The sequence below is a fragment of the Pantoea sp. 1B4 genome, assembly GCF_016925765.1.
GTDB classification, from domain to species: domain Bacteria; phylum Pseudomonadota; class Gammaproteobacteria; order Enterobacterales; family Enterobacteriaceae; genus Pantoea; species Pantoea agglomerans.
In genome coordinates this window covers 636,986-660,252 of the sequence record NZ_JAEUWZ010000001.1, presented here as the reverse complement: position 1 = coordinate 660,252, position 23,267 = coordinate 636,986, and the positions used below count along the sequence as shown (strand labels likewise).

General features: G+C 57.9%; 14 protein-coding genes and 6 pseudogenes. 10 read left to right on the top strand and 10 right to left on the bottom strand.

From position 1 onward, the window contains the following. Positions 1-142: 142 nt before the first annotated feature. The 6 genes and pseudogenes from fhuB to hrpB all read right to left on the bottom strand — a co-directional run bounded on the left by fhuB (position 143) and on the right by hrpB (position 11,374). A pseudogene (gene fhuB / locus JNO11_RS03000) lies at positions 143-2,124 on the bottom strand (Fe(3+)-hydroxamate ABC transporter permease FhuB). Beyond that, positions 2,124-3,002, bottom strand: a complete 879-nt coding sequence (gene fhuD, locus JNO11_RS02995) for a Fe(3+)-hydroxamate ABC transporter substrate-binding protein FhuD (RefSeq protein WP_325177641.1) — start codon at positions 3,000-3,002, stop codon at positions 2,124-2,126. Before fhuD ends, fhuB begins: the two are co-directional and overlap by 1 nt. A gap of 10 nt (positions 3,003-3,012) precedes the next feature. Beyond that, positions 3,013-3,807, bottom strand: coding sequence for a Fe3+-hydroxamate ABC transporter ATP-binding protein FhuC (gene fhuC, locus JNO11_RS02990; protein WP_325176915.1), 795 nt, complete (start codon positions 3,805-3,807; stop codon positions 3,013-3,015). Between the two features lie 39 nt (positions 3,808-3,846). Next, positions 3,847-6,052: pseudogene (gene fhuA / locus JNO11_RS02985) on the bottom strand (ferrichrome porin FhuA). Between the two features lie 199 nt (positions 6,053-6,251). After that, positions 6,252-8,792, bottom strand: coding sequence for a bifunctional glycosyl transferase/transpeptidase (gene mrcB, locus JNO11_RS02980; RefSeq protein WP_010671853.1), 2,541 nt, complete (start codon positions 8,790-8,792; stop codon positions 6,252-6,254). Positions 8,793-8,890: 98 nt separating this feature from the next. Next, positions 8,891-11,374: an ATP-dependent helicase HrpB gene (hrpB, locus tag JNO11_RS02975; RefSeq protein ID WP_325176914.1), complete on the bottom strand. Its 2,484-nt coding sequence runs from the start codon at positions 11,372-11,374 to the stop codon at positions 8,891-8,893. Positions 11,375-11,410: 36 nt separating this feature from the next. Here hrpB and thpR point away from each other — a divergent pair. The 9 genes and pseudogenes from thpR to panD all read left to right on the top strand — a co-directional run bounded on the left by thpR (position 11,411) and on the right by panD (position 18,471). Next, positions 11,411-11,969: pseudogene (gene thpR, locus JNO11_RS02970) on the top strand (RNA 2',3'-cyclic phosphodiesterase). After that, positions 11,947-12,651, top strand: coding sequence for a DNA/RNA nuclease SfsA (gene sfsA, locus JNO11_RS02965; RefSeq protein ID WP_033756614.1), 705 nt, complete (start codon positions 11,947-11,949; stop codon positions 12,649-12,651). Before thpR ends, sfsA begins: the two are co-directional and overlap by 23 nt. Before the next feature lie 248 nt (positions 12,652-12,899). Continuing rightward, complete coding sequence (dksA, locus tag JNO11_RS02960; protein ID WP_010254035.1) at positions 12,900-13,355, top strand: RNA polymerase-binding protein DksA; 456 nt, start codon at positions 12,900-12,902, stop codon at positions 13,353-13,355. Between the two features lie 73 nt (positions 13,356-13,428). Then, positions 13,429-14,308 (top strand): annotated as a pseudogene (gene gluQRS, locus JNO11_RS02955) (tRNA glutamyl-Q(34) synthetase GluQRS). A gap of 86 nt (positions 14,309-14,394) precedes the next feature. Then, positions 14,395-15,813 carry a polynucleotide adenylyltransferase PcnB gene (pcnB, locus tag JNO11_RS02950; RefSeq protein WP_325177640.1) on the top strand — a complete coding sequence of 473 codons (1,419 nt, stop codon included), beginning with the start codon at positions 14,395-14,397 and terminating at the stop codon, positions 15,811-15,813. Then, entirely contained in the window at positions 15,810-16,295 is a 486-nt protein-coding gene (gene folK, locus JNO11_RS02945; RefSeq protein WP_022625440.1) for a 2-amino-4-hydroxy-6-hydroxymethyldihydropteridine diphosphokinase, read from the top strand. Before pcnB ends, folK begins: the two co-directional genes overlap by 4 nt. A gap of 83 nt (positions 16,296-16,378) precedes the next feature. Next, positions 16,379-17,173 (top strand): 3-methyl-2-oxobutanoate hydroxymethyltransferase, encoded by a 795-nt coding sequence (panB, locus tag JNO11_RS02940; protein WP_010254026.1) that lies wholly within the window; start codon positions 16,379-16,381, stop codon positions 17,171-17,173. Positions 17,174-17,188: 15 nt separating this feature from the next. Next, positions 17,189-18,043, top strand: coding sequence for a pantoate--beta-alanine ligase (panC, locus tag JNO11_RS02935; RefSeq protein WP_010671847.1), 855 nt, complete (start codon positions 17,189-17,191; stop codon positions 18,041-18,043). A 47-nt stretch (positions 18,044-18,090) separates the two neighbouring features. Next, a complete protein-coding gene (gene panD / locus JNO11_RS02930) occupies positions 18,091-18,471 on the top strand; it encodes an aspartate 1-decarboxylase (protein WP_010254022.1) in 381 nt (126 codons plus the stop codon). 67 nt (positions 18,472-18,538) lie between these two features. Here panD and JNO11_RS02925 read toward each other — a convergent pair. The 3 genes and pseudogenes from JNO11_RS02925 to JNO11_RS02915 all read right to left on the bottom strand — a co-directional run bounded on the left by JNO11_RS02925 (position 18,539) and on the right by JNO11_RS02915 (position 21,675). Further along, positions 18,539-19,553, bottom strand: a pseudogene (locus tag JNO11_RS02925) (acyltransferase family protein). 425 nt (positions 19,554-19,978) lie between these two features. Continuing rightward, positions 19,979-20,749: an ABC transporter permease gene (locus tag JNO11_RS02920; protein WP_010254018.1), complete on the bottom strand. Its 771-nt coding sequence runs from the start codon at positions 20,747-20,749 to the stop codon at positions 19,979-19,981. Beyond that, the gene (locus tag JNO11_RS02915) at positions 20,746-21,675 is read right to left on the bottom strand and encodes an ABC transporter ATP-binding protein (protein ID WP_010254017.1); all 930 of its coding nucleotides are present in this window, start codon (positions 21,673-21,675) and stop codon (positions 20,746-20,748) included. The genes JNO11_RS02920 and JNO11_RS02915 overlap by 4 nt, the downstream gene beginning before the upstream one ends. A 108-nt stretch (positions 21,676-21,783) precedes the next feature. Between JNO11_RS02915 and can the strand changes: the two are divergent. Beyond that, positions 21,784-22,441 (top strand): annotated as a pseudogene (gene can, locus JNO11_RS02910) (carbonate dehydratase). Between the two features lie 80 nt (positions 22,442-22,521). Here can and hpt read toward each other — a convergent pair. Next, positions 22,522-23,058, bottom strand: a complete 537-nt coding sequence (gene hpt / locus JNO11_RS02905) for a hypoxanthine phosphoribosyltransferase (protein WP_010254010.1) — start codon at positions 23,056-23,058, stop codon at positions 22,522-22,524. Positions 23,059-23,267 lie beyond the last annotated feature (209 nt).

Genomic DNA, 23,267 nt, shown 5'->3' with positions numbered 1-23,267 from the left:
GTAATAGCGCGGGCCGAGCGTGTCAGGGATGACGGCTTTTGCGTCTTTCCGATCTGACCGTGTTCCCTTCGCAGGCTCAGTCTCACAGCCAATCGGGCCAGACTTTGTTAATAATCTCAGACCGGTTTGCGCTGGTCTTTTTTTAACCTGAACGCCGCAGCAGCCAGATAAAGTAAGGCGCGCCTAAAAAGGTCGCCATCAGCCCGGCTGGGATCTGATCCGGGAATGCCAGCATCCGTCCGCACCAGTCAGCCAGCACCATCAATCCCGCCCCCCAGTAATCCTGACAGCAGCAGTTGCGGCAACGCTCGCCGGAATCCCAGCATACGCGCCATATGGGGCGCCATTAGTCCGACAAAACTCAGCGGACCAATAGTCAGTGTCGCACTGGCGGTCAGCGCGGCCGCCAGCAGCAGCAGACTCAGCCGCGCAGGGGTCAACGCCATACCGGCCGAGCGTGCGGTAGCACTTCCCAGCGGCAACAGCGTCAGCCAGCGACTGGCCAGCGGTGCCAGCGACACCAGCACCAGCGCGCAGACTGCGCTCTGAACCGCCTGAGTGCCGCTGATGTTATAGGTCGAGCCGGAAATCCAGCTCAGCAGCCCGCCCATACGCGGATCGCCACTCGCCAGCAGTAGCATCAACAGGGTGACAAAGGCGCTGTTCAGCGCCATGCCCGCCAGCAGCATTCGTTCCGGCGAAAAGCCGCCCCGACTGGCTACTGCCATGATCACCAGCAGCGTCAGCGCCGCGCCCAGCGCACCGGCGGGCAGCAGCCAGGCCAGCGCATCGCCCGGCACAAAGAACATCATCATCACCACGCCAAAAGCGGCACCCGAACTGATGCCCAGCACTTCCGGGCTGGCCATGGGATTGCCGGTCAGCCGCTGAATGAGACTCCCCCGCCACGCCCAGCATCAGGCCGGTTACCAGCGCAGCCAGCACGCGCGGTGCGCGCCACGGCAGCAGCGATTGCAGCATCTCACCCGCAGACCAGACCCAGCCCTGCGCATCTCGCCCAAACGCCAGACCACCCCACCCCAGCAGCGCCAGGATGGCAAGCCCCGTCAGTACCCAGCGCAGCAGGTTCTGTCGCTCGGCGGGCACCTTATCACCCTGATTCAGCGCGGGCGGCACCGAACCGGTGCGCAGGCGCGGCAGCAGCCACAGCAGAATCGGGACGCCGAGTAGCGCCGTGGCGGTGCCGGTCGGGATATCGCGCCAGTGGGTGCTGAGCCACAACACGCAACTGTCCGCCAGCCACAGCAGCAGCGCGCCAGTCAGCGGAGCCAGCAGCATCCGGGTGATGAGCCGTCGTCCACCCAGCAGCTTCGCCAGTAGCGGCGCAAACAGCCCGATAAAGCCGATGATACCGGCGACATTGACCAGCTGTGCGCTGAGCAGGATCGCCAGTCCAAGGCCACCGACACGCGCGACGGAAAGCGCAAGGCCAAGGTTTTTCGCAACCCCATCATCCAGCCCCATCAGCGTCAGCGGACGCAGCAGCGCCAGCGCCAGCACAAACGCCAGCAGCAGGCGCGGCCAGAGCTGCTGTACATTTTCCCAGCTCATCTGATTCAGCGCACCGGTGCTCCACAGAAACATGTTCTGCAGTTGATCGTGATTGAAGATCGCGAAGATTTGATTCACCGCGCCGCTGTAGAGGCTCAGCACCAGCCCGGCCAGAATCAGCGTTACCGGCGACAGACGTTTGCCCCAGGCCACACCAAACACCAGCGCGCCCACCAGCAGCGCGCCACTGAGCGCGGCAAACTGCTGTGTCAGCGCCCCGCCCGGCAGATGCCACAGCGTCGCCACGGTAATGCCCAGCTGTGCGCCGGAAGAGACGCCCAGCGTGGTTGGCTCCGCCAGCGGATTACGCAATATCTGCTGAAACAGCAGACCGGCTAACCCCAGTCCACTCCCCACCAGCAGCGCCAGCACGATACGCGGCAGCAGGCTGTGGTGAAACACCATCTGCGGCAGGCTATCGACCGCCGGTGACCAGAGTGCCTGCCACCATTCAGCCTGTGGCAACGCCTGATGCAGATTGACCAGCGTCAGGCTGAGCGCCAGCAGAAACAGCAGGCTGAGGAGGCCTGCGGGAAACAGAGCATGGCGCATCAGTGCGTCTCCAGCGCGCGTTCCAGCACGCGAACAAAGTGCAGCGCCGAGAGCGTCGCACCGTAATACCAGACGGCCGGGACGCGCTGAAAGCGTCCGGTGCGTACAAACGGCAGCGACTGCCACAGCGGGCTGCGCATCAGTTGCTGCATCTCCGCATCGTTATCATGATCAAAGCAGATGACATCCACATCCCCGACCTGCGCCAGCTTTTCAATGCCGATCACCGAGCTGCCCCAGAAATTTGTTTCGCCCTGCCAGCCATTTTTCAGGCCCAGCAGAGTCATCACTTCCAGAAACAGACTGTTTTTGCCGAAGGTAATGGCGTGACGACTGTCGAGCAGCGACATCAGCAGGATAGTGCGTCCGGCATAGGGAGCCAGCCGCTGGCGCGCCGCCGACAGTTGATCATCGACCTCGCGCAGATGCTGTTCCGCTCGCGCGCTTAATCCAAGGCGCGCCGCCAGCTGACGCAGCGATGCGCGCGCGGTAGTGAGAGGTTTCCCGTCGCCGCTGTGGAGGTCGAAGCCCATTATGGGCGCGATGCGCGTCAGTTTCTCTTTAGGCGGGCCGTAGCCGTTGGAGCAGAGGATCAGCGACGGCTGCATTTGCGCCATCAGCTCAAGATTGGGTTCAGTGCGCAGACCTACATCGATCACGCCTTCAGGCAGCGGCGGCTCCCCTACCCAGATGTTGTAGTTGTGCAGATCGGCCACGCCCCAGGGCGTGACGCCTAGTGCTATCAGCAGTTCGGTGGGTAACCACTCCAGTGCAATAATCCGACCCGGATTTGGCGTGGCGGCACGCAGGGGAAGCGCACAAAACAGCGGAGAGACTGCCAGCGCCAGCATCAGTCGGCGGCGATTAAGATCGGGCATCATCCTCTCCTTAACAGACAAAACTGACCGGCGCGCCGCCCTGCGGGTGCGGTAAAATGCCCATCGGAATGCCATAAATCGCACCGAGCACCTCAGGCTGCATAATCGCCTCTGCGTCACCTTCGGCAATCATCGCGCCCTGACGCAGCGCCACCAGATGATCGCAGTAGCGAGCTGCCATATTGATATCATGCAGCACCGCAATCACGGTTAAGCCGCGCTGCTGGCTCAGCGCTTTTATCAGCGCCAGCACCTCAACCTGATGGGCAATATCCAGTGCCGACGTCGGTTCATCCAGCAGCAGACAGCGGCTGTTCTGCGCCACCATCATCGCCAGCCAGGCGCGCTGACGCTCGCCGCCCGACAGGCTATCTACCAGCCGTCCGGCAAATGCGTTAAGTCCGACCTGGGCAATCGCATCCTCAACCCGACGGCGATCTTCCTGACCAAAGCGCCCCAGCGCGCCGTGCCAGGGATAGCGGCCAATCGCCACCAGTTCACGCACCGTCATCCCTTCGGCTGCCGGTAACTGCTGCGGCAGATAGGCTACCTGACGGGCAAAGGCTTTGCTGTTCCAGCGCCCGACGGGCTGTTGATTCAACAGCACCTCCCCGCTGCTGGCCGCGTGGTGACGACCCAGCATTTTTAACAGTGTTGATTTGCCCGAGCCGTTGTGACCGATCAGCCCGGTCACTTTTCCCGGCGGAAAGGTCAGCGACAGTGGCTGAATGAGCGTCCGGCCCGGCACTTCAAAACTGGCGTTTTTCAGCGTAAAGGTCGCCTCTTCTGCGTGCGGATACGGCATGGTTATCCCTGTGAACGGGCGCCGAAGCGCCCGGTTAAATCAGAATCTGAAGGTTGCGGTGCCGACAATCTGGCGCTCCGCACCCCAGTAGCAGGCGTATTCACGATAGCAGCTGGCGACGTAGTCGCGGTCAAACAGATTGTTGACGTTGACGCCCACAGTCGAACCCGGCAAACCGAAACGACCCAGATCATATTTCAGCGCCGCATCCACCGTGGTGTAACCGGCAACTTTAAAGTTCTGGTTCTGCTCAGTGCCAGTGCTGTAAAGGCCCTGACTCTCACCGACATAACGCACACCCGCGCCGATCGTCACGCCTGACAAAGCGGTTTCGTGGAAGGTGTAGTCGCTCCACAGTGAGGCCATATGTTTCGGCACCTGCACCGGTGTTTTGTCTTTGAGCTGGGTGTCTTCGGTATATTCCGCATCGGTGTAGGTGTAGGACGCCGTCAGGTTAACGTTGGCATTCAGCGCCGCTTTAGCTTCCAGCTCTACGCCCCGTGACCGGATTTCACCGCTCTGAACGCTGAAAAAAGCTCTGTTTGGATCGGGATCGGCAGTCAGGTTCTTGGTTTTGGTCAGCTGATAAAGCGCGGCGGTGAGCACCACCGGACGATCTTTCGGCACATACTTCACGCCCGCTTCATACTGCTTAGCACGTGACGGATCAAATGCCTGACCCTCATAGGTCGAACCTGCATTCGGAATAAAGGCTTCGCTGTAGCTGAAGTAAGGCGCGATGCCATTATCAAACACATAGTTCAGGCCGCCGCGCCAGGTAAAGGCCTGATCGTTCTGGCGATCAACGCTATCCGCTACCCGATCGTAAACCGAGTTCATGGCATAGTCGTAGCGGCCACCCAGCGTCAGCACCCAGCGGTTCCACTCCATCTGGTCCTGAGCATAGAGGCCGGTCTGACGCTGTTTGTTGAGATGCTGATAGGGATCGGCAAATGGCGTTACGCTGTTATCGCCATATTGCGGATTAACCGCATTCAGGCTGGAGGCAGTGCCAAACTGTGCATCGATATCATTGCGGGTACGCTGGAAGTCCACGCCCAGCAGCAGCGTATGATCAACCTGGCCGGTGGCGAATTTCGCCTGCGCCTGGGTATCGACCGCCAGTTGGTTGAGTTTCTCTTCTGAAACCGCCGAACCGCGCGTGATTTCCTGAGTCGCCGGCAGGAAACCATTGCCATAAATGCTGCGGTAATCGGTGCGCAGGTCGGCATAACGCAGGTTCTGGCGCAGCGTCCAGGTGTCGTTAAAGCTGTGCTCGGCGTTATAACCGACCATTTTGGTGTTGCGTGAAATCTTGTTGCTCTGCTCGCCTTCATCAAAGTTGGTTGGCAGTTTGTACTGGCTGCCATCGGCGCGGGTGATCGGTACCACCGTGCCCTGACGCGGCAGCCAGCCGTAATAACCGGTTTCTGGCTCGTTCTGGAAATAGGTCAGCAGGTCAATGCGGGTGCGATCGTCGGGACGCCAGCTGAAAGCCGGTGCGATGGTGTAGCGCTTCTCTTTGTTCATCGCCTGCTGCGCATCCTGACTGCGCGCCTGGCCGGTCAGGCGATAGCTGTAGACGCCGTCGTCGTCCAGCGCGCCGCCAAAGTCAAAGCCGGTCGAGAAGAGGTTATCGTTGCCCATCTGGAACTGCACTTCGCGCAGCGTTTCCTGGGTCGGACGCTTACTCACCAGCGAGACCACCCCGCCGGGATTGCTCTTACCGTAGAGCACCGAAACCGGGCCGCGCAGCAGTTCAGCGCGTTCCAGGAAGTAGGGATCAATGGCAAACTCAGAGTAGTTGTCACCCTGCAGTTTCAGACCATCCAGATACTGATTGGTGTTGGTTTCGCTGAAACCGCGAATCGACAGCGCATCAATCACGTCTGAGCTGCCCCGGTTACCGGTCAGCACGCCAGGCGTGTAGTTAAACGCCCCTTTCACGCTGGTTACATTACGCATCTCCATCTCTTCACGGGTGACCACGGAGATGGACTGCGGATTTTTTTCAATGGGGGGTATCAGTTTTGGTCCCGGTGGCGCTGCGTTTCGCTGCCACGGTGGGTGCCGGTCCCCAGGCGCTTTCCGCCTCGACGCCGCTGCCGCCATCAGCCGAGACGACCATCGTCTCCGCCTGCGCGGCGTAAAGAGAGAAGCTCAGGCTCAGTGAGATCATGATGCCCAGAAGCGGTCGGGAAAATGTTTTTTTGGTGTTGTCAGAAAAAGTCGTTCGCGCATTCATAAAAGTGTCTCTTAACAATAGGCTCAGGCAGGCGAATCGAAACGATAATGATTATTATAACGCTTAGATAATATGCGAAATTCAGCAGGCACTGCAAGAAGAAATCCCAGTAGTGACGCCGTTTGCAGGCCGATTGACGCGTATTGATCAGGAACAAAAAAAGGGCGCCGAAGCGCCCTTTTTAACCTGTCTGACTGATTTATTTGCCAAACATATCTTTTATCCACCCTGCTACGCCGTCGCTATCTTTCTGCTCCTGCTGTTGCTGGGCCGGTTGTTGCGGCTGCTGCTGTTGCTGTTGTTGCTGCTGCTGATCGAAGAGCTGTTGTTGCTGCTGAACCTGCTGCTGCTGTTGCTGACACAGCGCATTCGGATCCAGCGCCCACACCGGCAGAGAACGCCAGGTACTGCTGCCCGTGCCGCAGACAAAGTTACCGGCAGAATCCACATTCATCAGCGACACATCTTCCGGCGGCGTCAGCTGTAACGGCATCGGGGCCTGAATGTCCAGGTAGCGACGGTAAAGCTGCATCGCGCCGCTGGCACCATAGAGTTTGGTCGGCTGGTTGTTATCACGTCCCACCCAGGTGATCGCCACTTCTTTGCCATCAATACCGGCAAACCAGCTGTCCACCAGATCGTTGGTGGTACCGGTTTTGCCCGCCAGATGCGCATTCGGGAAACGCGCGCCCAGCGCACGGGCGGTACCGTGGTCAGCTACCTGTTGCATGGTATAGAGCGTCAGATAAGCGGCCTGCGCCGGCTCAACACGCTGCGCCTGCGGATAGCTCTGATAGAGCACGCTGCCATCTTCCGCAATCACCGAACGCACCGCTGACAGCGACGCGCGGTTGCCGCCGCTGGCAATCGACTGGAACGCCTGAGCCACTTCAACCGGCGTCAGGTTTAAGGCACCCAGCAGCATCGATGGCACCGGATGCAGCTGCTCTTTCGGCACGCCCAGTTTGTTCCAGGTATCCACCACCGCATCCAGCCCCAGCGTCATGCCGAGGTTTACGGTCGGCACGTTCATTGAGTTGGTCAGCGCATCCACCAGCATCACTTTGCCGCTGAAGCGACGATCGTCGTTCATCGGTTTCCAGATGCTGCCGTTTGGCTGTTTCAGCGCAATCGGTTCATCGGCGATCCAGCTGTTCAGCCGGTAGCTGTTTGGCTGACTCAGCGCGGTCAGGTAAGTCGCCGGTTTCGCCAGTGAGCCGATAGAGCGGCGTGCCTGCAGCGCACGGTTGTAACCGGCATACTGCGGATCGGCACCGCCGACCATAGCGCGGACTTCGCCGCTGAAACGGTCAACCACCACCATCGCGGTTTCCAGATCTTTCAGACCACGCTGTTTTTTCAGCGTCGGAATGCCATCGATCACCGCCTTTTCGGCCGCATCCTGCGACACCGGATCCAGCGTGGTGAAGATTTTCACCCCGGAGAGATCTTTCACCTTGTCGCCCAGTTTCGCCTGAAGCTCGTTACGCACCATCTGCATAAAGGCCGGCTGCGGCGTAATCACGCCGCCTTTCGGCTGCACGCCCAGCGGACGGGCCGACAGCATGTCATACAGCTCCTGGTCGATTACTTTCTGCTGCTGCAACAGGCGCAGCACGAGGTTGCGTCGTTCCAGCGCCAGTTTCGGGTTACGCCACGGATTATAGAGCGACGCGCCTTTCACCATGCCGACCAGCATCGCCTGCTGATCCAGACTCAGCTCATCAACCGGACGGCCAAAGTAGTAGAGGCTGGCCAGCGGGAAACCGCGGATCTGATCGCTGCCAGCCTGACCGAGATAGACCTCGTTCAGGTAGAGCTCCAGGATGCGATCTTTGCTGTAGCGCGCATCCATGATCACCGCCATGTAGGCTTCACGCGCTTTACGCCACAGCGAACGCTCGTTGGTGAGGAACAGGTTCTTCACCAGCTGCTGCGTCAGCGTACTGCCGCCCTGCACCGCTTTCCCGGCCGTGATGTTCGCCAGGAAGGCGCGGCCAATGGAGTAAGGGCTGATGCCATCATGCTCATAGAAATGGCGATCTTCGGTGGCGATCAGCGTATCGACCAGCAGATCCGGGAAACCGGCGCGCGGTACGAAGAGTCGCTGTTCACCGTTCGGCGACTGCAGCATGGTGATCAGGCGCGGATCGAGGCGGAAAAAGCCAAAATCACGACCGGTTTCGAGGTTTTTAATCTCGCTCAGCTCATCTTTACTGAAGCTCATGCGCGCGTGGATCTGCCCCTCTTTACTGTCGGGGAAATCAAACGGGCGACGCAGCAGATCGATGGTGTTGCCCTTCACCGAAAACTCGCCAGGGCGGGTAATACGGGAAACTTCGCGATACTGAGTACCTTCCAGCAGCGCCACCATTTCACTTTTGTTGTAGGCCATGCCGGGTTCCAGGCTGACCATGCGGCCATAGACGGTGGCGGGCAGTTGCCACACTTTACCGTCAATCCGGCTGCGAATTTCCGAGTCGAGGTAGATGCCCCACGCGGCCATGACCACCACAAACACCAGGAACAGTTTGATTACCCATCCCAGCCAACGGCGTTTGCCGCGCGGCGGTTTTCCACCTTTACCTTTACGTGGCACCGGCGCTTCCTCCTCGTCATCATTAAAATCGTCCTGATCGATATCCTGTTCGATATCCCTGCGTCGTCCCCGGCCCGCACTGCTGCGCGGCGGCAACGGTTTACCTTTGCGCCCTATTGGTTCGCGATCGTTCCCAGACATTACTTTTCTTCTCCAGGCAGTGCTTACGGCAGCGCCGCTACTCTAACTGCTTTCTCGCGTGCCGCATGGCAGAACCCTCTGAATTCGATCCAGCGGACTCAACCCTGCGGGGACATTTTTTTGGTTCGCCTTGTTGGCAAGGCGGTGGCCGGATCCTCGGGCCAGGGATGTTTAGGATAACGTCCCTTCATCTCTTTCCTGACCTCCGGCCAGGCACCGCGCCAGAACGCCGCCAGATCGCGGGTGATCTGCAACGGGCGCTGGGCGGGCGATAACAGCTCCAGCACCAGCGGAATGCGTCCTTCCGCCACGGTGGGATTCTGCGCTTCGCCAAACATCTCCTGAATCCTTACCGCCAGCGCGGGCGGCTTCTCCGCATCGTAGCGGATTGGCAGCCGGCTTCCGGTGGGCACAGTGTAATGAGTTGGCAGCACAGTATCCAGCCGCTGACGCTGTGACCATGTGAGTAAATGTAAGAGTGCCGTGGTCAGGTTCACCGCCTGCAGGCTGCGGAGATCGCGTACCGCTGACATCTGCGGCAACAGCCACTGCGGCAGGCTCTCAAGCAGGGTTTCATCGTCGGTCGCGGGCCAGCTCTCTTCCGGCAGCCACCGGGCCGCACACTGGATGCGCAGGCGCAGCTGTTCGGCCTCCGGCGTCCAGCCCAGTACCGACAGACCTTTTTCGGCGATCCAGCGCAGCATGGCCGCGTGCAGCACCTCCGGTTCCGGGCGCGCCATCGGCTGGGTTTTCAGTATCAGCGCGCCAATCTGCTCACGTCTGAAAGCACGCAGCGTGCCTTTCTCTTCGTCCCACTCTACTTCGGTCCGGCGCTCAATCAGGGCGGGCTTCTGCTGGCACAGCGTTTCAATATCGACCGGCAGTGCCAGCAACATCCGGGCATCCGGTGTGGCACTGCCCTGTAACAGAGCAGGCGCAATCAGCCACTCATTACGCGTCAGGCCATCCTGCTCATCGAGTCTGGCGCCCAGCCCGTTGGCCAGCTGATAGCGACCGCTCTGATCGCGTCGCCGCGCCAGCCGATCGCCAAAGCCCACCGCCAGCAATCCGGCGAAACGATCTTCATCGATGCGCCCGCCACGGATTTTAAGCCGCTGCTGCCACTGCTGCGCCCGCCGCTGCCATTGCGCCTGCGGCCGATGCAGCGCATCACGCAGGTCGGCGCTGCCGCTGCGGGGAGGATCTTCCAGAATCGCCACCAGCAGCGCGGCGCTGGCGACCGCATCCGGCTCATCGCCTGCGGCACACAGTATGGCGGCGAGTCGGGGATCGCATCCCAGCTGCGCCATGCGCCGTCCCAGCGTGTTGAGCAGGCCGTTGTTGTCCAGTGCTCCCAGTCGGGTCAGCTGCTGCTGCGCCGCATCCAGATTTCTGGCGGGCGGCTGATCCAGCCACTGCAGCTGTTGCGGCTGGGTACAGCCCCACTGCAGCAGATCCAGCCACAGTGACGAGAGATCGCTGTTAACGATTTCCGGTTCACTCTGCGCCGCCGCTCGTGATGCCTGCTCCTGCGGCACCAGATGCAGGCAGAGCCCCGGCATCAGTCGCCCGGCGCGACCCGCTCGCTGGATCATCGATGCCTGGCTGATTCGCTGGGTCTGCAGACGCGTCACGCCGCTGCGGGCGTCAAACAGTGCGCTGCGTTCCAGCGCACTGTCGACCACCAGCCGAATCCCCTCAATGGTCAGGCTGGTTTCGGCGATATTGGTGGCAAGCACCACTTTGCGGCGGCCGTCGGCGGCAGGCAGAATTGCCCGGCGCTGCGCCGCCAGCGGCAGTGCGCCATAGAGCGGCGTCAGATCAACGTCGTCACTGATGCGTGATTCCAGATCGCGCTTCACCCGTTCGATCTCCGCCACACCCGGCAGAAACAGCAGCAGCGAACCGCTCTCATCCCGCAGCAGCTGGGCGACTTCACGCGCGACCGCCTCTTCAAAACGCACATTCTGATTCAGTGACGCGTAACGCCGCTCAACCGGATAGCTGCGCCCTTCTGAGACGATCAGTGGCGCATCCGGCAGCAGCGCCGCCAGCCGGGCGTTGTCCAGCGTGGCGGACATCAGCATGATTTTAAGGTCGTCGCGCAGCCCCTGCTGCACATCAAGCAGCAGCGCCAGCGCCAGATCGGCCTGCAGGCTGCGCTCGTGAAATTCATCAAGGATCACCAGCGACACGCCCTCCAGCATCGGGTCGTGCTGAAGCATACGCGTGAGCATGCCTTCGGTCACCACTTCCAGCCGGGTCTGTGGCCCGACGCAGCTTTCGCCACGCATCCGGAATCCCACCGTGCCACCCGGCTGCTCGCCGAGTTGCTCCGCCAGCCGCTGCGCCACATTACGCGCCGCCAGCCGACGTGGCTCCAGCATGATGATCCGTTCTGGCAGCGCCGCCTGCTGTAACAACTGCAGCGGCAGCCAGGTCGATTTGCCCGCGCCGGTTGGTGCGGCCAGCAGGATTTGTGGTGCGTCACTCAGCGCCGCCAGGATGTCAGGCAGCACCGCGCTGACCGGTAAATCGCTCACAGCAAACTCCGCTTCTGCCTGTGCTAAGATGGCGCGCATTGTAGCATCCATCCGTGATATTTGCCGGAGAGCGCCATGGCGACACAACGCTTATTTTTTGCCATCAGCCTGCCTGACGAGATGCAGCAAGAGCTGGTGCGCTGGCGGGCCGATACCTTTCCTGCGGAGGCGGGCCAGCCGGTGGTCGCGGCGAATCTGCACCTGACGCTGGCGTTTCTGGGTGAAGTTGCGCCGAAAACCTCACAGCGCCTGCAGACGCTGGCCTCCCGTATTGTGCAGCCCGGTTTTGATCTCGACCTTGATGATGCCGGACACTGGCCGCGCCCCGGCGTGGTCTGGCTCGGCTGCCAGCGCGCGCCACGCGGTCTGTTGCAGCTCGCCAGCCTGCTGCGGGCCCAGGCCGCCCGGCATGGCTGTTACCAGAGCCCCCCAGCCGTTTCATCCGCACATCACGCTGTTACGCCACGCCACGCAGCCGGTGACGTTACCGCCGCGCGGCTTTCACTGGCGTTTTCGCGTCTCTACCTTTTCTCTGTTCGCCTCTGAATATGCCCGGGGCCGCACCCGCTATCGCGCCCTGGCTAGCTGGCCATTACATTCTCAGGATCCACATGCACTTCTCTCCGCCCCTTAAACCCGCCCGTCTGATTGCCCGTTACAAACGTTTTTTGGCCGATGTGGTGACGCCAGAGGGCGACGTTCTGACGATTCACTGCGCCAATACCGGCGCCATGACCGGCTGCGCCACGCCGGGCGATCGGGTCTGGTATTCGACGTCCGATAGCCTGACGCGCAAATACCCCCACAGCTGGGAGCTGACCGAAACGCAACAGGGCCACTGGATCTGCGTGAATACGCTGCGCGCCAACCAACTGGTGGCTGAGGCGCTGGAGCAGGAACGGCTGCCGGCGCTGGCCGGTTATACGCATCGTCAGGCGGAAGTGAGATATGGCACTGAAAAAAGCAGAATTGATTTCCTGCTCAAAGCAGAGGCCCGGCGCAACTGCTATATTGAGGTGAAATCCGTAACCCTTCTACATGAAGGAAAAGGGTATTTTCCGGATGCGGTGACGATTCGAGGACAGAAACACCTGCGTGAACTGGCGACAGTTGCGGCAGAGGGTCATCGGGCCGTTTTGTTGTTTGCCGTTTTGCACTCGGGGATTGAGGACGTTTCTCCGGCACGTCACATTGATGTGGCGTATGCAGAACAACTGGCTCAGGCGCAGCAGGAGGGCGTAGAGGTTTTAGCGTATCAGGCAGACTTATCGGCGGAGGGAATGTTTCTTAAATCGCCGATCAACGTAACCTTGTAATATCTTTTGCAATTTTATGTGTTAAGAATGTTCTGAGCTAAGGGCCAATTACGCTGTTCCTCACAGGCTTGTCAAGGTGTGTTCATGAAGAATTGCCAACCCTGACTGCTTCTGTTATTTATAGCGGCCTGTTTTTTTCCCCAATGGGGGGATCGATGTACCCCGCAGACGTCAAATGCAGGCTGGCAGCAAGGCCCCTGCGAGACGAAATTCGAAGGGTATAGTGCGTGTTATCCAGGAGAAGCAACATGCAAGAAGGTCAAAACCGTAAAACATCGTCCCTGAGTATTCTCTCTATTGCTGGCGTCGAACCTTATCAGGTGAAGCCTGGCGAAGAGTATATGAATGATGCGCAGCTGACCCATTTTCGCAAGATTCTGGAAGCCTGGCGTAATCAATTACGGGACGAAGTCGATCGTACCGTTTCTCATATGCAGGATGAAGCCGCTAACTTCCCGGACCCGGTTGACCGTGCCGCGCAGGAAGAGGAGTTCAGCCTGGAGCTGCGTAACCGCGATCGCGAACGTAAACTGATCAAAAAGATCGAGAAGACGCTGAAGAAAGTTGAAGATGACGACTTCGGCTATTGCGATTCCTGTGGCGTTGAGATTGGTATCCGCCGTCTCGAAGCCCGTCCTACTGCCGATCTCTGCATCGACTGTAAGACGTTAGCAGAAATTCGTGAGAAACAAATGGCCGGCTGATGCCGCGTCCAGCCTGTTACCACGCAGTGGAACAACTGCTGTTTTGTCCGCTGCGTGGTCACTTCTGAAACCTATGTCATCCTCCTGTATCGGTCGCTTCGCCCCTTCTCCCTCTGGTGAACTCCACTTCGGATCGCTGATTGCTGCCCTGGGCAGTTACCTGAGCGCGCGTGCGCAAAACGGCGTCTGGCGGGTGAGGATTGAAGATATCGATCCGCCACGGGAAGTGCCGGGTGCCGCCAGCCGTATCCTGCATCAGCTGGAGCACTACGGTTTAGAGTGGGATGGCGAGGTTCTGTGGCAGTCACAACGTCATGAGGCCTACCGTGACGCGCTGGCCTGGCTGCAGCAGCATCGTCAAAGCTATTACTGCACCTGCCCCCCGGCGTCGCATTCAGCAGATTGGCGGTTTCTATGATGGTTACTGCCGTGAACGGCAACGCGGACCGGAGAATGCCGCGCTGCGTTTACGCCAGCATGCGCCGGTCTTTGCGTTTGACGATCGTCTGCGTGGCCGTGTGGAGGCGGACAGGCGTCTGGCACAGGAAGATTTTATTATTCACCGCCGTGATGGCCTGTTTGCCTATAACCTGGCGGTCGTTGTCGATGATCATTTTCAGGGCATTACCGAAGTGGTTCGCGGCGCAGATTTGATTGAGCCGACGGTGCGACAGATTGCGCTCTGCCAGCAATTTGGCTGGCCGGTGCCTGACTGGCTGCATCTGCCGCTGGCGCTTAACCACGATGGTCATAAGTTGTCGAAGCAGAATCATGCACCTGCGCTGCCGGATGGCGATGCCAGACCCCTGTTGGTGGCGGCGTTACGCTTCCTCGGACAGCCGGTTTCAGGCGGCTGGCAGGACTTAACGCAGGACAAACTGCTGTCTGATGCGGTGTCGCAGTGGAATATCGCTTTGATGCCGCAAGAGAACGCCCTGAAACCGGATGCATAGACAACAGCATTCTCAAACGGTTCTCAACAGGCTATGATTAGCCGCTGATTTTACCTACACCCTAATTGCCACTGTCGAGGTGTCCCATTTTTACCCGAGTAGCTAATTTTTGCCGGAAAGTCCTGAAGCGTGATGAAGAGGAAGCCCCAGCAGAGGTTGAACCAGAGCGTCTGATGACCATCATTCCTCGTGAAAGCCATACCATCTCACGTAAAGACATCAGCGAAAATGCCCTCAAAGTGCTCTATCGCCTGAACAAAGCCGGTTATGAAGCCTATCTGGTAGGCGGTGGCGTGCGCGATTTGCTACTGGGGCAAAAACCCAAAGATTTCGACGTGACCACCAATGCCACGCCTGAGCAGATGCGTAAGTTGTTCCGCAACTGTCGCCTGGTTGGCCGTCGTTTCCGTCTGGCGCACGTGATGTTTGGCCCGGAAGTGATCGAAGTCGCCACCTTCCGTGGACATCATCAGGCGGAAGAGCCGGAAGAGGATCGCAACAGCTCGCAGCGTGCCCAGAGCGGTATGCTGCTGCGCGACAACATCTTCGGCTCAATCGAAGATGATGCCCAGCGACGCGATCTCACCATCAACAGCCTCTACTACAGCGTGGCTGATTTCAGCGTGCGTGACTATGTCGGCGGCATCAGCGATCTCGAACAGGGCATCATTCGCCTGATTGGCGATCCGGAAACCCGCTACCGCGAAGATCCGGTCCGCATGCTGCGCGTCGCACGCTTTGCTGCCAAACTCAATATGAGCATTGCGCCGGAAACCGCCGAGCCGATTCCACGTCTGGCCTCGCTGTTGCGTGATATTCCGCCTGCTCGCCTGTTTGAAGAGTCGCTGAAGATGTTGCAGGCTGGCTTCGGCTACAGCACATATCTCAAGCTGTGTGAATATCAGCTGTTCCAGCCCCTGTTCCCGACGCTGGCGCGCAACTTCACCGAAAACAGCGACAGTCACATGGAGCGGATGCTGGCGCAGGTGCTGAAAAACACCGATAACCGCATTCACAACGACATGCGCGTTAACCCGGCGTTCCTGTTTGCCGCGATGTTCTGGTATCCGCAGCTTGAAACGGCAGAACGCATTGCGCAGGAGAGTGGCCTGACCTACTTCGAAGCTTTTGCGATGGCGATGAACGATACGCTGGACGAAGCCTGCCGTGCGCTGGCGATTCCGAAACGTATTACGTCGCTAATCCGCGATATCTGGCTGCTGCAGTTACGCATGTCCCGCCGTCACGGTAAACGCGCCTGGAAACTGATGGAGCATCCGAAATTCCGCGCCGCTTACGATCTGCTGGCGCTGCGGGCGGAAGTGGAAAATAACCCGGAACTGCTGCGCCTGAGCCAGTGGTGGGGTGAATTCCAGGTGGCTGCGCCGCCGCATCAGAAAAACATGCTCAATAACCTGGGTGACGATCCGGTGCCGCGTAATAAATCGCGTCGTCCGCGCCGCCGTCCTTCCGCACCACGTCGTGACAACCAGAACGTCTCATGACACGGGTTTACCTCGCGTTAGGCAGTAATCTGGCCGATCCGCTGCATCAGGTTGATGCAGCGCTGACCGCACTGGATGCGTTGCCGCAGACGCAACGCATCGCTACCTCGCCATTCTACCGCACGCCGCCTTATGGCCCGCCCGATCAGCCCGATTTTCTCAATGCCGCCGTGGCGCTGGAGACCGATCTCAGTGCCGAAGCGCTGCTTGACCATACCCAGCGGATCGAGCGGGAGCATGGCCGGGTGCGCAAGGCAGAACGCTGGGGTCCGCGCACGCTGGATATCGATCTGATGCTGTTTGGCGAGGCGCATATCAACACGGAGCGGCTGATTGTGCCGCACTATGATCTGCTGAATCGTGCGTTTATGCTGGTGCCCCTGCTGGCGATTGCGCCAGACGCCCGCCTGCCCGACGGCCGCGCACTCAGCACAATCCTGGCTACCCTCGACAGCAGCAGCATCGTGCTGTGGCACGGCTGAGCAGACAAACGCACATCTCTGATTCCGCTCTTTCACGCTATCCAGTAAACTGCGCCCATCAGAATTCCTGAGTTGAGAGCGCCATGAAACCCACCACGATTTCACATCTGCGTCAGGCGAAAGCCAGCGGTAAAAAATTCGCGACCCTGACCGCCTACGATTTCAGTTTCGCCCGCTTGTTTGCCGATGAAGGCATTCAGGTGCTGCTGGTTGGTGATTCTTTAGGGATGACGGTGCAGGGGCATGATTCCACCCTGCCGGTCACGGTCAGCGACATCGCCTATCACACCGCCGCCGTGCGCCGTGGCGCACCACAGGCACTGCTGCTCGCCGACCTGCCGTTTATGAGTTATGCCACGCCACAGCAGACCTTTGACAACGCCGCGCAGCTGATGCGTGCCGGTGCTAACATGGTGAAGCTGGAAGGCGGCAGCTGGCTGGCTGAGACCGTGCAGATGCTGACCGAGCGGGCCGTTCCGGTATGTGGTCATCTGGGCCTGACACCGCAGTCGGTCAATATCTTTGGCGGCTATAAAGTACAGGGCCGGGATGAAGCCGGTGCAGAGCAGTTGCTGGCCGATGCGCTGGCGCTGGAAGCCGCAGGTGCACAGCTGATGGTGCTGGAGTGTGTGCCGGTGTCGGTAGCGCAGCGGATTACCGACGCGCTCACCATCCCGGTGATCGGTATCGGTGCCGGCAATGTCACCGATGGTCAGATTCTGGTGATGCATGACGCGCTGGGCGTGACCGGCGGCCACATTCCCAAATTTGCCAAAAATTTCCTGGCGGAGACCGGCGATGTTCGCGCGGCGATTCGCCACTATATCGCCGAAGTCGAGGCCGGAACCTATCCGGCGGCAGAGCACAGTTTCCAGTAATCCAGGAGAGTCACCGTGTTGATCATTGAAACGCTGCTGATGCTGCGCCAGGAAGTCCGTCGCTGGCGCCAGCAGGGTAAACGCATTGCGCTGGTGCCGACCATGGGCAACCTGCATGAAGGTCATCTGACGCTGGTGGATGAAGCACGGGCACGCGGCGACATCGTGATTGTCTCGATCTTTGTCAATCCGATGCAGTTCGATCGCGCCGATGATTTAGCGCGCTACCCGCGCACGCTGCAGGAAGATTGTGAAAAGCTGAATCGCCACCAGGTTGACGTGGTCTTCGCCCCCTCACCTGCTGAAGTCTATCCGCAGGGCGCGCAGAATCAGACCTTTGTTGAGGTGCCGGTGCTCTCTTCCCTGCTGGAAGGGGCCACACGTCCAGGTCATTTTCGCGGTGTGGCCACTATCGTCAGCAAACTGTTTAATCTGGTACAGCCCGATATTGCCTGTTTCGGTGAAAAGGATTTTCAGCAGCTGGCTATCATTCGTAAGATGGTGGCCGATATGGGCTTCGACATTGAGATTGTTGGTGTGCCTACGGTGCGCGCTAAAGATGGCCTGGCGCTGAGTTCGCGCAACGGCTACCTGACGGCAGATGAGCGTAAGCTGGCACCGGTCCTGAGCCAGGTGATGCATGAGATGGCGACGCGGCTGGAGAATGGCGAGCGTCATATTGACGAGATCATTGAGGCAGCCAGTGAGGCACTGCTGGCGCAGGGATTGCGTCCTGATGGCCTGGCGATCTGTGATGCGGAAACGCTGCAACCGCTGACGGTGGACAGCCAGCGCGCGGTGGTGCTGATGGCCGCCTGGCTGGGCAAGGCCCGCCTGATTGATAATCAAACCGTTGACCTGACGCAGTAATTAATCCCGCTGCAGGTTATTTTATTTCTCTGACAAGGTTTCTGGCTATGATTCGCACAGTTCTGCAAGGCAAATTGCACCGCGTGAAGGTGACGCAGGCGGACCTCAATTATGAAGGTTCCTGCGCTATCGATCAGGATTTCCTGGATGCTTCCGGCATTCTGCAATATGAAGCGATCGATATTTATAACGTCACCAACGGTCAGCGCTTTTCCACCTACGCTATCGCGGCTGAGCGTGGCTCGAAAATCATCTCGGTCAACGGTGCGGCCGCCCGCTGCGCCTGCGAAGGCGATATTTTAATTATCTGCTCCTATGTGCAGGTAGACGATGCCGAGGCGCGTCAGTGGCAGCCTAAGGTCGCCTATTTTGAAGGTGACAACCAGATGAAGCGTCTGGCGAAAGCGCTGCCGGTGCAGATTGCCTGATTAAAACCTGATTAAAAAAAGGGCCGCCGGTAAAACGGGCGGCCCTTTTTTATTTCTGCTGCAGTAATTAAACCGGTTTGGTTGTCATCGGCTTCGATGACTTTTTCATCGTAAAGAGGAAATTAAACCAGCCGCGTTTTCTCATCAGACATAATGTCCACGGTAACGCCAGCGCCACCAGGAATGCCGAAATAAACTTCAGGTCATTTACCCAGGCAGACGGGCTTTCAAACTTCACAATCTTACTGAAGAACTGAATCGCCAGATAATGCGACAGGTAGAAGACGATAGAATTGACGCCTATGTAGTAGACCAGTTCAGACTTCAGTTTCAGCGCAATCCAGACAAAGAACGGAACCGATAATAGTGCCAGCGGTGACAATAACGCCTGGGAATGACGTTCCAGTACAAAGATATTCAGGCAGGAGAGCAGCACAAAACTAATTACCGAGATAAACAGCGTCGGGCCATGCTGCACTTTCTCTGCGATATCCACCTGCTTCCTCACGACGTAATCGCCGAGATAGAAGAATACAAACAGATAAAGCGATTTATTGATGTGGGTATTGTCGAAGCTGGCAAACACGCCATCCGCCTCAATCGCTGGCAGCGCCCAGCTCAGCGTCATACAGATGGCAAACACCAGCAGGAACGGCAAGTGACGGGCAAAGATAATCACAATAAAGAAGATAAACAGCGAATGCAGGAACCAGGTCATATCACCGCCACCGGTCAGGTGGGAGAGAATAATATTCATCGGTGATTGCGGCGTATTAGCCATTGAGCTGAACAGGATTTTCAACCCGCCGTAGACGGCAACCCAGACCACAAATGGATAGAGAATACTGCGCACCTTGTTATTAAAAAAAAGGACCCAGGCCTTTTCTTAACCCGGCATCGACAAATAAACCCGAAACAAAGAACATCAGCCCCAGCCTTACCGGTGCCAGCATCTCATTTAACAGGCCGCTGAAGGCGGTAAAGTGTCCGGCGTTATTATGTACGGCAATAGTGCTGTGCAAAAAAATGATTGCGAGAATACTCAATCCCCGCAGATTATCGATCCACGTTATACGATTCATCTTTTCCTGCCTTTGATTAAAAACTGGCCCTGATTCGGTTGCCATTTTTCTTATTAAGAAGACTCTTAGCCTACTCATTCGTCCCTGAGCAGAGGAATAACCTTATTCCGGCGCTATTCTGATAATTCATAATCAAATAAACAACAGCCAGACTTTAAGGCTATTCTTAAAAAATATTTAATAGTTAAGAATCATTCAGATAGCGAAAGATGTCAGAGTATTATCAGATAATACTTAGGGTTATTTTTTGTGAGCAAGGGTGTAAGCGAGGCGTCGGGCGGCTTCAGAGACAAAATATAACGAATGAGGCGGGTTTTAATGTGATTTTTAAGGCCAGGCAGAACCGTAGTCAGCGTGATTTGCTCTCCACCCAAAAAAAAAGCCACGCCCTTATTGCAGCGTGGCCCTTACCATTCAGCTTAACGTCAGGTGCGTAATCCGCGTCCGCGCTGTATCAGCGCATAGACCAGCCAGTAGAACACCAGAATAAAGGCCACCAGCACCGAGAGGGTAAACACCAGCGGCACATCATTAATGCCGAGGAAGCCATAACGGAATCCGCTAATCATATAAACGATTGGATTGAGTTTAGAGACAGCCTGCCAGATCGGCGGCAGCAAACTCAGTGAATAGAATACGCCGCCCAGATAAGTCAGTGGCGTCAGCACAAAGGTCGGGATCAGGCTGATATCGTCAAACGTACGCGCAAAGACAGCGTTCAGCAGACCTGCCAGTGAAAACAGAATCGCGGTCAGCAGCAGCGTGACCGCCACCATCGTCCAGGAATGCACGTGGAACGGCACAAAGAACAGCGAGATGGCCGTCACCAGAATACCCACGCAGACACCACGCGCCACGCCGCCGCCAACATAGCCGGCAATGATGATGTGGGTCGGCACCGGCGCGACCAGCAGCTCTTCAATATTGCGCTGGAACTTGGCGCTGAAGAACGACGACGCCACGTTGGCATAGGCGTTAGTGATGACCGCCATCATGATCAATCCCGGCACGATGAACTGCATATAGCTGAAGCCGTGCATTTCACCGATGCGCGACCCGATCAGGTTGCCAAAAATGATGAAATAGAGCGTCATGGTGATGACCGGCGGTACCAGCGTCTGGATCCAGATGCGGGCGAAACGGTTAACCTCTTTGGCCCAGATGCTCTTCAGCGCCACCCAGTAGAGATGTGTCATGCTTTTGCTCCTGTTTTTCCCTGCGTCGTCAGACCCACAAACAGCTCTTCAAGACGGTTGGCTTTATTGCGCATACTCAGCACCTGCACACCCTGCGCGCTAAGCTGGCTGAAGACGCTGTTGAGCCCCTGCTCACGCAGCACTTCCACTTCGAGCGTTGAGGTATCGGTCAGCCGGTACTGGAACCCTTCCAGCGTGGGCAGCGGACTGCGGGGTGCCAGATCCAGGATAAAGGTTTCTGATTTGAGCTTGGAGAGCAGCCCTTTCATTGAGGTGTTCTCCACCAGCTCACCGCTCTGGATGATGCCGATGTTGCGGCACAGCATCTCCGCCTCTTCCAGATAGTGGGTAGTGAGAATAATGGTCGTGCCTTTGGCATTGAGATCTTTCAGGAACACCCACATTGAGCGTCGCAGTTCGATATCCACGCCAGCGGTGGGTTCATCCAGAATCAGCAGCTTAGGCTCATGCATCAGCGCACGGGCGATCATCAGGCGACGCTTCATCCCGCCGGAAAGCATGCGTGCACGTTCAGCGCGTTTTCCCCACAGATCGAGCTGCTTCAGATACTTTTCTGCCCGCTCATTGGCTTCACGACGCTCAACGCCGTAGTAACCCGCCTGATTAACGACGATTTGCATCACCGTCTCAAACGGGTTGAAGTTAAACTCCTGCGGCACCAGGCCGAGCTGGCGCTTGGCATTCACCACATCTTTTTCGAGATCGTAGCCAAACACCCGCACGCTGCCCTCGGATTTGTTAACCAGCGAACTGATAATTCCGATGGTGGTCGATTTACCGGCACCGTTTGGCCCCAGCAGCGCATAAAAGTCACCCGCTTCAACGTTAAGATCGATGCCCTTCAGCGCCTGCACGCCGCCGGGATAGGTCTTGGTCAGCCGGGAAAGTTCCAGTGCATAAGTCATTCTGCATCCATACCCTGTTTTGATGGCATTGCAATGCCGTTTAAATTTATCAGGCCCTGTCATATAGTACGCGCGCGCACTCTGCGCAGTAACCGGTCGCTCAACACCATGACAGACATCAACACCCTGATCAGAAACAACCGCAAATGGTCAAAATTACTGGTTGAAGAAGATCCCAGCTTTTTTGAGCGGCTCGCCCAGGCACAAAAACCGCGCTTCCTGTGGATTGGCTGTTCTGACAGCCGGGTTCCTGCCGAACGTCTGACCGGGCTCGAACCCGGCGAACTCTTCGTTCACCGCAACGTGGCCAATCTGGTAATCCACACCGACCTGAACTGTCTGTCCGTGGTGCAGTACGCTATCGAAGTGCTGGAAGTGGAACACGTTATCGTCTGCGGCCATTACGGCTGCGGCGGCGTGCAGGCGGCGATGGATAACCCGGAACTGGGATTAATCGACAACTGGCTGCTGCACATCCGCGACCTCTGGTACAAGCATAGCGTGTTGCTGGGGGGAACTCCCGCCGGATAAGCGCCTGGACAAACTGTGCGAAATCAACGTTATTGAACAAGTCTATAACCTGGGGCACTCCACCGTACTGCAATCTGCCTGGAAACGCGGAAAGGATGTCTCCCTGCACGGCTGGGTATACGGCATTCAGGACGGCTGTCTGCGTAACCTTGATGTGACGGCAAACAGCCGGGAGATCCTCGAACAGCGCTACCGCCACGGCATTGCTAATCTGCGGAAGAACGGCGAGGCCTGAGCCGATCGCAGCGTAAAGCGCGGCATAGCCTACACCAGGCAACAGGTGCAGGCCTTGGAAGAATGTGCGGTAGAGCGGTATCAGGATTCCAGCGGCACCACTTTGCCAATATAAGGCAGATGGCGATAGTGCTGAGCATAGTCGATACCAAAGCCCACCACGAACTCGTCCGGAATCGCAAAGCCGACATATTCGACGTTCACTTCGACTTCACGGCGCTCTGGCTTATCCAGCAGCGTACAGATCGCCAGGGATTTTGGCTGACGCAGTTGCAGAATCTCACGCACTTTGCTCAGGGTGTTGCCGGAGTCGATGATATCTTCGACGATCAGCACATCCTTGCCACGGATGTCTTCATCCAGATCTTTCAGGATTTTCACATCACGCGTGCTGGACATCCCGCTGCCGTAACTGGAAGCCGTCATAAAGTCGACTTCATGCGGCACATCGATGGCGCGACAGAGATCAGCCATGAACATAAAGGAGCCGCGCAGCAGCCCCACCAGCACCATATCGCTGCCGCTGTCGCGGTAGTGGTCGTTAATCTCTTTGCCCAGTTCAGCGATGCGCGTGGCGATTGCCTGTTCAGGGATCATCACTTCAACAGTGTGTTTCATTGCGTTCAGCCCGGTTACGTCAGAAAAGCCCCGGAGTCTATCACAGACGCAGCAGCGACGGCTGCGCGGCCCTATAAGCAAACGATTACGTCGCGAAAATTATTACCCGCCGCCTGCGGCTCGCTGAAATGCGCATTACCTTAGAACATTCTGGCATTTACCAGCATGATTCGCTGCATGGTAGCCTTTATCCAACAGATCGTTACCCT